The organism is Rouxiella sp. T17 (genome assembly GCF_036663475.1).
Taxonomy (GTDB): domain Bacteria; phylum Pseudomonadota; class Gammaproteobacteria; order Enterobacterales; family Enterobacteriaceae; genus Rouxiella.
This window is the reverse complement of record NZ_JAWUEA010000005.1, coordinates 82,604-93,924: the sequence shown is the minus strand read 5'-3', so window position 1 is coordinate 93,924 and position 11,321 is coordinate 82,604. Positions and strand designations below refer to the sequence as shown.

The 11,321-nt window shown below is 51.1% G+C and carries 12 protein-coding genes; 7 read left to right on the top strand and 5 right to left on the bottom strand.

Going from position 1 to position 11,321, the window contains the following annotated elements; genetic code table 11:
* Positions 1 to 231 precede the first annotated feature (231 nt).
* From amyA to SC206_RS01180, 3 genes are all read left to right on the top strand, one after another.
* Positions 232 to 1,710, top strand: coding sequence for an alpha-amylase (gene amyA / locus SC206_RS01190; protein WP_332733347.1), 1,479 nt, complete (start codon positions 232 to 234; stop codon positions 1,708 to 1,710).
* An 88-nt stretch (positions 1,711 to 1,798) separates the two neighbouring features.
* Complete coding sequence (locus SC206_RS01185; RefSeq protein WP_332733345.1) at positions 1,799 to 2,032, top strand: YgdI/YgdR family lipoprotein; 234 nt, start codon at positions 1,799 to 1,801, stop codon at positions 2,030 to 2,032.
* A gap of 15 nt (positions 2,033 to 2,047) precedes the next feature.
* A complete protein-coding gene (locus SC206_RS01180) occupies positions 2,048 to 2,275 on the top strand; it encodes a YgdI/YgdR family lipoprotein (RefSeq protein WP_332733343.1) in 228 nt (75 codons plus the stop codon).
* A gap of 260 nt (positions 2,276 to 2,535) precedes the next feature.
* Here SC206_RS01180 and SC206_RS01175 read toward each other — a convergent pair whose 3' ends face one another.
* Together SC206_RS01175 and SC206_RS01170 are read right to left on the bottom strand one after the other, a co-directional pair.
* Complete coding sequence (locus SC206_RS01175) at positions 2,536 to 3,057, bottom strand: chromate transporter (RefSeq protein WP_332733341.1); 522 nt, start codon at positions 3,055 to 3,057, stop codon at positions 2,536 to 2,538.
* Complete coding sequence (locus tag SC206_RS01170) at positions 3,054 to 3,674, bottom strand: chromate transporter (protein ID WP_332733339.1); 621 nt, start codon at positions 3,672 to 3,674, stop codon at positions 3,054 to 3,056. Before SC206_RS01170 ends, SC206_RS01175 begins: the two co-directional genes overlap by 4 nt.
* A gap of 114 nt (positions 3,675 to 3,788) precedes the next feature.
* Between SC206_RS01170 and SC206_RS01165 the strand changes: the two genes are divergently transcribed.
* Entirely contained in the window at positions 3,789 to 4,712 is a 924-nt protein-coding gene (locus tag SC206_RS01165; protein WP_332733337.1) for a LysR family transcriptional regulator, read from the top strand.
* Between the two features lie 54 nt (positions 4,713 to 4,766).
* Here the strand turns inward: SC206_RS01165 and SC206_RS01160 are convergent, their stop codons facing one another.
* The 3 genes from SC206_RS01160 to SC206_RS01150 all read right to left on the bottom strand — a co-directional run bounded on the left by SC206_RS01160 (position 4,767) and on the right by SC206_RS01150 (position 8,197).
* On the bottom strand, positions 4,767 to 5,117 hold the full coding sequence (locus tag SC206_RS01160; RefSeq protein ID WP_332733335.1) for an ArsR/SmtB family transcription factor: 351 nt from the start codon (positions 5,115 to 5,117) through the stop codon (positions 4,767 to 4,769).
* Positions 5,118 to 5,276: 159 nt separating this feature from the next.
* Positions 5,277 to 6,629, bottom strand: coding sequence for a 2-oxoadipate dioxygenase/decarboxylase HglS (gene hglS, locus SC206_RS01155; RefSeq protein ID WP_332733355.1), 1,353 nt, complete (start codon positions 6,627 to 6,629; stop codon positions 5,277 to 5,279).
* Positions 6,630 to 6,772: 143 nt separating this feature from the next.
* Entirely contained in the window at positions 6,773 to 8,197 is a 1,425-nt protein-coding gene (locus tag SC206_RS01150) for an amino acid permease (RefSeq protein ID WP_332733333.1), read from the bottom strand.
* On the opposite strand from SC206_RS01150, the gene SC206_RS01145 reads away from it, so the two are divergent.
* The 3 genes from SC206_RS01145 to SC206_RS01135 all read left to right on the top strand — a co-directional run bounded on the left by SC206_RS01145 (position 8,189) and on the right by SC206_RS01135 (position 11,244).
* A complete protein-coding gene (locus SC206_RS01145) occupies positions 8,189 to 8,503 on the top strand; it encodes a hypothetical protein (RefSeq protein WP_332733331.1) in 315 nt (104 codons plus the stop codon). The genes SC206_RS01150 and SC206_RS01145 overlap by 9 nt on opposite strands.
* A 176-nt stretch (positions 8,504 to 8,679) precedes the next feature.
* Entirely contained in the window at positions 8,680 to 10,785 is a 2,106-nt protein-coding gene (gene fusA / locus SC206_RS01140; protein ID WP_332733329.1) for an elongation factor G, read from the top strand.
* A 183-nt stretch (positions 10,786 to 10,968) separates the two neighbouring features.
* Complete coding sequence (locus SC206_RS01135) at positions 10,969 to 11,244, top strand: metal/formaldehyde-sensitive transcriptional repressor (protein WP_332733327.1); 276 nt, start codon at positions 10,969 to 10,971, stop codon at positions 11,242 to 11,244.
* The last annotated feature ends 77 nt before the right edge of the window (positions 11,245 to 11,321 follow it).

Sequence of the window (11,321 nt, the reverse complement as noted above, 5' to 3'; positions counted from 1 at the left end):
TGTCCAAGTTTTGGGGTTCAGTGCAGACTGCGCCTCTTTGGGCGGTCTGCGCCGCCGCGCAGTAAGCGAAGCGCATGCAGTTGAATTGAACTTGAACTCAAGAACTTGAACTTAAAAAGTTGCCTTTAGATTTCAATCTAAAATAAAAACCCCTTTGTTGTTAATTTTTTCAGGATTTCGTCTATTAATTAAGTTCCCCTTCACTCGAAGGGCCCACTCTGAAGGTCGTAAATGGAAAATCCAACGCTGCTACAGTTCTTTCATTGGTATTACCCTGAAGGCGGAAAACTCTGGCCGGAAGTGGCCGAAAAGGCAGAATGGCTGGCGAATACCGGCATTACCATGGTTTGGCTTCCTCCGGCTTACAAAGGCGCGGCAGGGTCAGCTTCCGTGGGGTACGACACGTATGACTTATTCGATCTCGGGGAATTTGACCAGAAAGGCAGCGTCGCTACCAAATACGGTGATAAAACACAGCTTGTTGCCGCCGTGCAAAAATTGCGTGACCACAATGTTGGGGTCCTGCTCGACGTGGTGCTCAACCATAAAATGGGTGCCGATGAGAAAGAACAGATCCTCGTCAATCGCGTAAACGAAGATAACCGCGACGAAATTGATCCCGAAGGTGTTCAAGCCGAAGCCTGGACCAAGTTTACCTTTGATGCGCGTCAGGGCGAATATTCAAAATTCGTCTGGAATCACCAGTGCTTTAGCGGTGTCGATCACATCGAAAATCCAGATGAAAATGGTGTCTTCAAGATTGTGAACGAATACACCGCCGAAGGCTGGAATACCGAAGTCGATGACGAATTCGGTAATTTCGATTATCTCATGGGCGCAAATATCGATTTTCGGAACAACGCCGTTCGTGAAGAGCTGCACTACTGGGCGCGATGGATTATGGAACAGGTGCCATGTACCGGTTTTCGTTTGGATGCGGTCAAACACATTCCGGCCTGGTTCTATAAAGAGTGGATCGACAAATTACAGGAAGCCGCCGTCGAGCCTATGTATCTGGTTGCGGAATATTGGACTTTTGAACTCGACCGGCTCCAGCAATATATACACCAGGTTGACGGCAAAACCATGCTGTTCGATGCGCCATTGCTGCTCAATTTCCACCATGCGTCCAAACAGGGTAAAGAGTACGACCTCACCAAAATCTTTGATAACACCTTGGTACAGGCCGACCCGTGGCATGCAGTGACTATCGTTGCCAACCACGATACCCAGCCGTTGCAGTCGCTGGAAATTCCGGTTGAGCCGTGGTTCAAACCTTTGGCTTACGCGTTGATCCTGCTGCGTGAACAAGGTTTACCCGCCGTATTTTATCCCGATTTGTTTAGCGCGCAGTATGAAGATACCGGCGATGACGGCGAAACACATCAGATTGACCTGCCTGCGGTCGACGTATTGCCCGCGTTGCTGAAAGCGCGTCAGGACTATGCATGGGGGATCCAGACCGACTACCTCGATGACGCTAACTGTATCGCTTTCGTTCGCAGCGGCACCGCCGAGAAACCGGGTTGCGTAGTAGTCATGTCCAACGGCGACGAAGGGTTTAAAGACATTATTTTGGGCGACAGCTTTACCGGCAGCGTGTGGAAAGATATTACCGGCAACGCGGATTATCAGGTCGAATGCAATCAGGAAGGCAGCGGACATTTTGGCTGCAAAGCGGGCAGCGTTAGCGTCTGGATTAAGGAGTAAATGCTTTTTTGGCATGTTGGAAAAGCTAAAACGTAAAAAGTTACTACACTAAGTAAATGCCAGCGAATTTCACTTTAAGGAAGAAACTATGAAAAAATCAATGCTTGCCGCTCTCATGCTGACCACACTTTCTGTAGTAACTCTGACAGGTTGCTCCTCGAATCAGTCAATCAAAACCACCGATGGCCGCACTATTGTGACCGACGGTAAACCGCAGGTAGATAGCGACACGGGTCTGGTGTCCTATAAAAACGCGCAAACCGGTCAGACTGAACAAATCAATCGCGACCAGATTAGCAACATGAGTGAATTAGATAACTAACCAAAGGAGATGACCATGAAAAAGGCAATGTTACTTCCGCTTGCAGCTGTGCTGTCTGTTGTTGCCCTGACAGGATGTACCCGCACCAGTTATGCGATTCATACCAATGATGCGCGCACGATTGTCGCCGACGGCAAGCCGATGGATACCGATGCAGGCATGCTGGGTTACACCGATGCCTGGGGCATGAAAAAGCAAATCAATAAAGCGGACGTCAAAGAAGTGTCGGAAATCCCTCACTAACCTTGATTCTGCTATCGATACGAAAGCTGCCTTTGGGCAGCTTTTTTCGTTTGAAAGGCTTTCGTTTGAAAGGACTCTTATTCGAAAAGGCTCTTACTTAAAAGATCTCATTCGAAAAGGCCGATGATCGAAGAACAAAAGGGGGTCAACCGACAAGAGCTTCTTCCGTGAGGCTGCCTGTCGATTGTCGCAACGCGGGGTTTCTGAATGAAACCGAAAGTACAGGCTTCTGAACGAAACCGAAATTAATGCTATGAAATTCAGGCAAAAATCAGGCCGAGGACGGCGCCGACTGCCAGCACCCACAGCGGATGCAGTTTTTTGTTCATCGCCAGCACGGTACAGAGCACGATAATGGCACCGAGCGCCACGCTGGTCGCTGAGGCTTCGGCAATAAGCAGGCCGCTGGAGACCACCAGACCGACAGTGACCGGCACCAAGCCGCTCTGCACAATGCGACGCCAAGGTTTATCTTTATAACGTTTCCAGCTGCGCATCACGATAAGCGTGATGATGGATGAAGGGCCAAATTTGGCCAGCGATGAAACTAGCAATCCGGCCCAACCGGCGACTTGCCAGCCAATCAGCGGCACTATCATCATATTCGGACCTGGAGCCGCCTGCGCCAATGCAAACAGGGCGCTAAATTCCTGTGCGCTCATCCAATGATGATTCTGCACCACTTCACGCTGCATCTCGGGCAAAATAGTATTGCCGCCACCAAACGCCATCACCGAAAGTTGAGTGAATAACAGCGCGAGGGTAATCAGAACGCCGATCATTTCTGGCTTCTCCAGTACAGCAAAATACTGACGGGCGCGAGCACCAGCATCACTAACAGCATCGGCAGTCTCAGTCCCGCAATGGCAATAATTCCTATGGCGACAATCGCCAGCGCCATCCATTTACCTTTCAGGGGCAGCAGCATTTTGATGCCGGTCGACAGCAGTAATCCCGCTGCTCCCGCCGCCAGTCCGGCAAATAGGTGTTCAACAATCACATCATTCTGATAGCGGGCATAGACTAAACCGAGCCCGACCACAATCACCGTCGGCGCGCAAATCAGCCCTAAAATCGCCGCTAACGCGCCGCGTAATCCACGAAAATCATTGCCCATCGCCACCGACAAATTGATGATGTTGCCGCCGGGCAGGAATTGGCACAGGCCAAGCAGTTCGGTAAATTCGTCGCCGCTTAACCAGCGTTTTTTCTCGACAATCATTCGTCGCGCCATTGGCAGTACGCCACCAAAACCCGTTAGGCCCAAAATAAAGAAACCCATAAAGAGCGCGCGGCAGTCAGGCGCGTCGGCCAGCGTTTCGCTGCTCACCAGACTTTCGTTTGGCACGCTATCATTTGTCAGACTTTCATTTTCATGTTTAGCAGCGGGTACGGACATGACAGCGCTCTGTTTGTGTTTAAAATTAGATAAGGTATGGTTTTTAAGTATGATGCCAGCGGGAGTGTGCCGCTGTCTAATGCATTTGAACAACATAAAGGATACCTAAAAGGTATGGCGACGATTGATTTACGAAGGCTAAAGGCTTTTGTCACGGTGGTAGAAGAGGGCAATATCACCCGCGCTGCTCAACGACTGTTTATTCAGCAGCCGCCACTGACCCGTTTACTGCAAAGTCTTGAACAAGAGTTTGGCGTCAAGCTGTTGGAGCGGTTTCCGCGCGGTGTGGAACCGACCGACATTGGCAAAGTGTTGTTTAAAGAGGCTAAGGCTTTGCTGGACCGCGCAGAAAGTCTGAGTGCGACCATGCAGCGCGCAACGGAAGGCAAGCAGGGAAATATTCGGATTGGTTTTACCAGCTCGGCGGCGCTGCACGCTTTCGTACCCAACGTATTACGCCGTTATCGCGAGTTTTATCCGCAGGTTACGGCGCAGCTTGAAGAGGCGGGCAGTACTGAGTTATTGCAGGGTTTAGTCAATCGCACGCTCGACGTGGCATTTGTCCGCACGCCGGTATTAGGCATGCCCGAGCTTAAAATCGAGCGTATTTTACAGGAGTCGATGAGGGTCGCGTTGCCCGTCGGCCACCCTTTGGCGCAGCGTCATCGCGGACCCGTGGCGCTGAAAACGTTAATTAACGAAGGCTTCATTCTCTATCGCCGACCCGCAGGGCAAGGGCTTTATGACGCCATTCTCGCCGCCTGTTATCGCGCGGGATTTAGCCCACGAATCGTGCAGGAAGCGCCGCGTTTAACCTCGTGTTTAAGTTTGGTTGGGGCGGGATTAGGGGTGTCGATTGTTCCCGCCTGCATGGTTCGCCTCGGCGGCGATGGCGTGGTCTATTTGCCGCTCTCAGAAGAGGCCGAACTGCACGCGCCGCTCTATCTGGCGCAGAGAAAAGATAGCCAGAGTTCGGCGATGATCGCCACGTTTGGTGAGTTAGTCAAAGGCCAGTTAGAAGAGGAGAATCAGCGCTAATCTATTAGTAAATAATGATGTTAATGAAAACGAAAGCGTGAAAATCGTCAGGTATTAGTCCTCTTCGCGCAGATGACGTGCAGTGGATTCGACTGTGATACTGTCGTGCGCCACGGCGTGCAGCAGCGAATCGAGCAGGCCGGGGAAGCGGGCGTCGAGATCGTCACGACGAAGCGAAAGCAGGTTGGCGCGACCGTCCGGACGCTGCCAGATAACGCCACTTTCGCGCAGCACGCGCCAATGGTGAGTCAGCGTTGACTTCGACTGGCCTTGCAGCAAGGTTCCACAGGCGTGTTCGCCGCCGTTAGCTAATATTTGCACCACGGCAAGGCGCAGCGGATTTCCTAGAGCGTTCAGCACATTTTCGAGGCGAATCTGCTCGCGTTCGGGATGATTGGCAATCATTTTGAGTAAAAAGGTTTCCGTCGCAGGATGGCTAATAGGCCGAAAAGGCGCTGTTTGCAGAATGAATGGGCTATTCGATAATGATGAGGATAGTTACAGCTTATAAAGTTGAAGTCAAGAAAGCCCGCAGTCACGGGCATTCTCGTGAATTAACCCGATTCAGTCATCGAAAATATGGCGTAACGACGCTTCTTGAATAGCGGCATAAAGCGAAAATTCATTTACTACTTTACAGCCAAGAGCGCTTTCGAAAGCCTGTTGATTCGGATTGCCGCTGCTGACCGCGCTTTTGTCACTGCCCAAATTAGACTGAAAAATTCCGGCTGCGCTAACGGGCAGAAAATCTTCATAGATTATCGGCTCGAAAATCACCACCCGGGCATGAATCAGATCTTCGAGATTATCGCGCGACACATTGTGTTCGGGGATAGTCGCGCCGGGCGTCAAATGATAACGGAAGTAGCCCAGCTCTTTACTGCGCAGCTGTTCGGCGTCGTCTGGAAAATCGGCAAAGGCCGCTTCCATATGGCGCTGGTGGCTATCGTTGTCCAATTTGTTACCTGAAGCAGAAGCTTGCAACAGCAACTGATCGTAGAGCGCGCGGCCTTTGGGCGTCAGCGCTAAACCCCGTTGTTCAATTTCACCGAAGCGCGCGGTGTGTTTTCCGCTGTGTTCATCGATAAAACGAATCTGTTCGCTTAGCGCTTTGAAACTGGTCTGACGCAGTAAAATCGGCACCTGTCGGCGAGGCGGACCTTCGATCACCTCTTTGGGGGTAATGCCGTAGTCAGGCATCACGCGCTGCACGAGGTCGATATCCAACGTTCTCGGCGTGAGGTGATTGATATGCGGACCTTTGAAGCAGACCACGTCGGCTATCAAACGATGATGGTCGAGCAGGGCATTATAGGTAGCCAACGAAACCTGTGCCTCGCTGTGCCAACGGAATGTTTTAAGCGCTTCAATAACAAATTCATTGGTTTCGGCATCGGTTAAACCACCCGCCTGCTGCTGCTGGGCAATCAGCTCACGAACTCTTGGCGAAAAAATGTCACGCTGTTCGAGAATCTGGCGTGCTTGTTCGCGCAGTGTTTCATTTTCGATCAGTTCCATACGCAAAAGCGAAGTGAAAACGCGGAACGGATTAATGCGCAGCGAATCTTCGGAAATGGGCCGAAACGCCGTCGAGTGTACCGGAACGCCCGCCGCCGAAAGGTCGTAATATCCCACCGGCGACATACCCATAACGGCAAACAAATCTTTCATGGTGGCAAGCTCGGCCGCCGTGCCCAGGCGAATGGCGCCGTGCCTTTCAACCTCCAGCCGATTCAATTCTGCGGCTTTTACATCCTGTGAAAAGGTGCTCGGATGCTGGTTTAAATAGACCGCATTAGTCTCTTTAACAATTTGCAGCAGGGTGCCGTACTGCGGCACTTCCTGCTGATACATCTGCGACATGGCTTTCGAAAAGCGGTCGCGAATTTCATCTGGGGCGATCAATTCATTACTCATCATGATTCCTCGGCCTGATATCATTTATTCCCTTTATATCTCAAGCTTAGTGAATCTCTGTGCATTCGGCATCAAACACCTTTCAAGGATGATGAGGAACGCACACTTTGTTTATGAACGATTATGTTTATGAACGATTATGTTTATGAACGATTAAGCGCAGCCCGGCTTTTTTGTGTTCCGAGTAACTCAACGCCTTTCACTGCCTTGCGGTGGCGAGTCACATATAGGCTAAACGACACCATTATCAACGTGACGAGTGAAGACATTAGCGTTTGATAACGATAATCCGGCGATATGACCATATAACCTAATACCGCAACGATAATGAAAATCGCAAACCAGGTGAGCCAAGGGAACAGCCACATTTTGAAATCAGGCGACATGCCATTGCGTTCAAGCTGGGTACGCATTCTCAATTGCGACACGGCGATCACCAGATAAACGATAAGCGCAATCGCGCCGGTGGTCGAAAGCAGAAAATCAAAGACCTGATTCGGGAAGGCGTAATTGGCGATACAACCCGCAAAACCGGCCAGCGTTGAGGCCAGGACGGCAAGAGAGGGCACGCCATTGGCAGAGATTTTTTTAACGCGCGCAGGTGCGTCGCCGCGTTGTGCCAGTGAAAACAGCATGCGGGAAGCCGTATAAAGGCCCGAGTTCATGCAGCTACAAACCGCCACAAATACAACAATATCAACGATTAGCTTGGCGCCCGGCAGGTTAAGCGAGGTTAACATAAACTGGAACGTTCCCTGTGATTTTAGCGCCGGGTCATTCCAGCTCACCAGTGACACCACCAGAAAAATAGACAGCAGATAAAACAGCGCGATACGCCAGACCATCAAATTAGTCGAACGACGGATCTGTTTGGCAGGGTCTTTTGACTCGGCGGCGGCAATGGTAACGATTTCAGCGCCGAAAAAAGAGAAAATAGTGACTAATACGCCACCCAATACCGTGCCGAATCCGTGAGGCATGAATCCGCCTTGGTTATAAAGACGCGAAACCCCGTGTACGTTTGCCAGCGGCCAGTAACCCGAAACCGCAATCAATCCGATAATGATAAAGGCAATAATCGCCGCGACTTTGATAATCGAGAACCAGAATTCGAAAGCGCCGAAGCTTTTCACATTGGCGAGATTAGTCACGGTCAGCAGCACCATGATGGCAACGGCAAATTCCCACGACGCGACAGCCGGGAAGAGGTTATGCAGGATATTGGCCCCTGCAATTGCTTCAACGGGAATGGTCAATACCCAGAACCACCAATATAGCCAGCCGATGGTAAAGCCTGCCCAGTGACCGATTGCACGGGTAGCGTAGGTCGAAAAAGAGCCCGAATCGGGTTGAAGCACAGCCATTTCGCCGAGCATGCGCATCACTAACAGAACCAGCAATCCGGTGAGGCCATAAGAAATGAGTATCGCCGGGCCGGCGGTGGCAATGGCGTTTGAAGAGCCGATGAATAGGCCCGCGCCAATAATCCCTGCTATAGAAATCATGGTGACCTGAGGACCTGTCAGGCTATTACCAAGAGAAGAGCGCGCTGTAGAAGAATGATTCATAAGTTTCCTGCCAAATATGTGCTTGCCGACCCAGTGGCCTGGCAAAGAGTGGAAGTAGTTACATTGACTGCCTCATTACCTATCGTTGTTGATATTGACGAGCCTTATCATTTTCGTTGTGTCATTGAACTGTCACAATCAGGGGTAAATATAAGGAAAAAATTTTACTTAGGGTCATACGGTTTTCTTATGACCATGATTTGTGGGGTTATTTCAACTTTCGAGTTTCTCGATTTGCGTTATCAATCGCAAGTGAAAAAGCGTGAAGCGGTGGATGAAAAATCTTCGCGGCAAGGTGTAAATTGAATCTTTAGAAACGATGTGTTTTGCGACGATGGAATTAATAGCAAAAACCAATTGTACGTATATACTCGTACAATTGTATTTTGTATCCAGCATTGTTAACACGTCTTGATTAAAGACACTCGTCGACGGGAAATAAATCCCGCCTGAAATCGGCCATCCTCTATTAAGGACATTATATGGCTCGCAAAACTCCTATCGAGCGCTACCGCAATATCGGTATCTCGGCCCACATCGACGCCGGTAAAACTACGACCACCGAGCGCATCCTGTTCTACACCGGCATGAACCATAAATTAGGCGAAGTGCACGACGGTGGAGCAACGACGGACTGGATGGAGCAGGAGCAGGAGCGCGGCATTACCATCACCTCGGCGGCGGTAACCTGTTTCTGGCGCGGGATGGATCACGGCTTCGACGAGCACCGAATCAATATTATCGACACGCCGGGTCACGTGGATTTCACTATCGAAGTCGAACGTTCGATGCGCGTGCTCGACGGCGCGGTGATGGTTTACGACTCAGTCGGTGGCGTGCAACCGCAATCCGAAACCGTGTGGCGGCAGGCGAATAAATACCGCGTGCCTCGGCTGGCTTTCGTCAACAAGATGGACCGGCCCGGTGCCGATTTCTTCCGCGTTCGGCAGATGATGGTCGATCGTTTGAAAGCCAATCCGGTACCGATCGTGATTCCAATCGGCAGCGAGGAGCACTTTAGCGGCGTGGTTGACCTGCGCAAGATGCGGGCAATTTATTGGGATGACGCCACGCAGGGCATGACCTTCAGCTATGCGCCTATCCCGGCCGAGTTACAGTCGCTGGCCGAAGAGTGGCGCGAAAAGATGGTCGAAGCCGCAGCGGAAGCCACTGAAGAGCTGATGAGCAAATATCTCGACGGCGGCACGTTGACGGAAGAAGAGATAACCTTTGGCTTGCGTCAGCGAACAGTAGCCGGTGAAATTCAGCCGATGCTGTGTGGCAGCGCATTCAAAAACAAAGGCGTGCAACGGATGCTCGACGCCGTTATCGAATTGATGCCATCACCGCTGGATATCCCGCCGGTAGTGGGCACAGACGAAAACGGTCATGAGGTGCATCGGCAGGCTGACGACGGCGAAAAGTTTTCTGCGTTGGCGTTTAAACTGATGACCGACCCATATGTTGGGCAACTGACTTTCGTTCGTGTTTACTCTGGCGTGCTATCGAAAGGCGACAGCGTTTACAATCCGGTGCGCGGCCGTAAAGAGCGTATCGGCCGTATCGTGCAGATGCACGCGAACGTGCGCCATGAGGTGGATGAAATTCGCGCGGGTGATATTGCCGCCTGTGTCGGGCTGAAAGAGGTGACCACGGGGGAAACGCTGTGCGATCCCAATGCGCTGATTACGCTGGTTAAAATGGAGTTCCCGGAGCCGGTGATTTCGCAGGCTATCGAACCGAAAACCAAGGCCGACCAAGAGAAAATGGGTATCGCGCTGCAACGTTTGGCATCGGAAGATCCTTCGTTTCGTATTCGTACCGACGAAGAGTCGGGTCAAACCATTATCTCGGGAATGGGCGAGCTGCATCTGGAAATTATTGTCGATCGTATGAAGCGCGAGTTTGGCGTTGAAGCGAATATCGGTAAGCCACAGGTGACCTACCGCGAAACGGTGCGCAAAAAAGTTGACGATGTTGACGGCAAATTTGTGCGCCAGTCGGGCGGTAAAGGGCAGTACGGACACGTGGTGTTTTCGCTTGAACCTCAGGAATCGGGCAAAGGTTTCTCTTTTGTCGATGCGACGAAAGGCGGCGTCGTGCCACGAGAATTTATACCGGCGGTCGAAAAAGGCGTGGTCGAGGCGTTGAGTAATGGCGTGTTGGCGGGATATCCGGTGGTGGATGTTAAAGTGACATTAACCTTCGGCTCGTCGCACGAGGTCGACTCTTCAGAAATGGCGTTTAAAATGGCGGCGATTTTCGGTTTTAAAGAGGCGGCCCGCTTGGCGAGTCCGGTAATTTTAGAACCGATGATGCACGTTGAAGTGGAAACGCCCGAAGATTATGCGGGCAGTGTGATGGGGGATTTATCTTCACGACGTGGCACCGTGCAGGGGATGGAAGAGATTTTGGGCGGCGGCGGCAAGCTTATTAAAGCCGAAGTGCCGCTTTCCGAAATGTTTGGTTATTCGACCGTGCTGCGTTCCATGTCGCAGGGTCGCGCAACGTACACTATGGAGTTCCATCACTATGCCGAAGCGCCGCGCAACGTGGCGGATGACATCGTGGCGGCACGGGGCAGATAAATTTCTTCGACTTAATTGTTCGTAAAATCAGTGAAATAAAAACGGGGCCTCAAATCGATAGTTAAGATTTGGGGCCTTTTTTATGGGATCCAATCTACACTCAGTAAAGCTAATGATAACGACAGTTGATCTGAATTGATGATGAATATACTATACCCCCCTATAGTATATAGGACGCACCCGATGCCAAACTCCGCAGAAGACAAGAAAAAGGTTTTATCTCGAATTCGCCGTATTGGCGGTCAGGTCGAGGCGCTCGAGCGCGCGCTTGGCAGCGATGCGCCGTGTGTTGCCATGTTGCAGCAAATCGCCGCCATTCGCGGTGCGGCAAATGGATTGATGGCGGAAATGATGGAAATCCATTTGAAAGACACGCTGCTGTCCGACGCCCCGTCGATTGAACAAAGAACGCAATATACGGATGAAATCTCGACGCTCATCCGCTCTTATTTGAAATAGCTTCATCCGCCAAGAGGCGTTTGGGCCACACTGCATCCACACTATCTACACCTTACATTTACCTTAAACCTACTTTT

Bases quoted from the DNA above. Each gene is read 5' to 3' on its own strand.
- amyA (WP_332733347.1), top strand. From the start codon at position 232: ATGGAAAATCCAACGCTGCTACAGTTCTTTCATTGGTATTACCCTGAA.
- SC206_RS01185 (WP_332733345.1), top strand. From the start codon at position 1,799: ATGAAAAAATCAATGCTTGCCGCTCTCATGCTGACCACACTTTCTGTA.
- SC206_RS01180 (WP_332733343.1), top strand. From the start codon at position 2,048: ATGAAAAAGGCAATGTTACTTCCGCTTGCAGCTGTGCTGTCTGTTGTT.
- SC206_RS01175 (WP_332733341.1), bottom strand. From the start codon at position 3,057: ATGATCGGCGTTCTGATTACCCTCGCGCTGTTATTCACTCAACTTTCG.
- SC206_RS01170 (WP_332733339.1), bottom strand. From the start codon at position 3,674: ATGTCCGTACCCGCTGCTAAACATGAAAATGAAAGTCTGACAAATGAT.
- SC206_RS01165 (WP_332733337.1), top strand. From the start codon at position 3,789: ATGGCGACGATTGATTTACGAAGGCTAAAGGCTTTTGTCACGGTGGTA.
- SC206_RS01160 (WP_332733335.1), bottom strand. From the start codon at position 5,117: ATGATTGCCAATCATCCCGAACGCGAGCAGATTCGCCTCGAAAATGTG.
- hglS (WP_332733355.1), bottom strand. From the start codon at position 6,629: ATGAGTAATGAATTGATCGCCCCAGATGAAATTCGCGACCGCTTTTCG.
- SC206_RS01145 (WP_332733331.1), top strand. From the start codon at position 8,189: ATGATTCATAAGTTTCCTGCCAAATATGTGCTTGCCGACCCAGTGGCC.
- SC206_RS01150 (WP_332733333.1), bottom strand. From the start codon at position 8,197: ATGAATCATTCTTCTACAGCGCGCTCTTCTCTTGGTAATAGCCTGACA.
- fusA (WP_332733329.1), top strand. From the start codon at position 8,680: ATGGCTCGCAAAACTCCTATCGAGCGCTACCGCAATATCGGTATCTCG.
- SC206_RS01135 (WP_332733327.1), top strand. From the start codon at position 10,969: ATGCCAAACTCCGCAGAAGACAAGAAAAAGGTTTTATCTCGAATTCGC.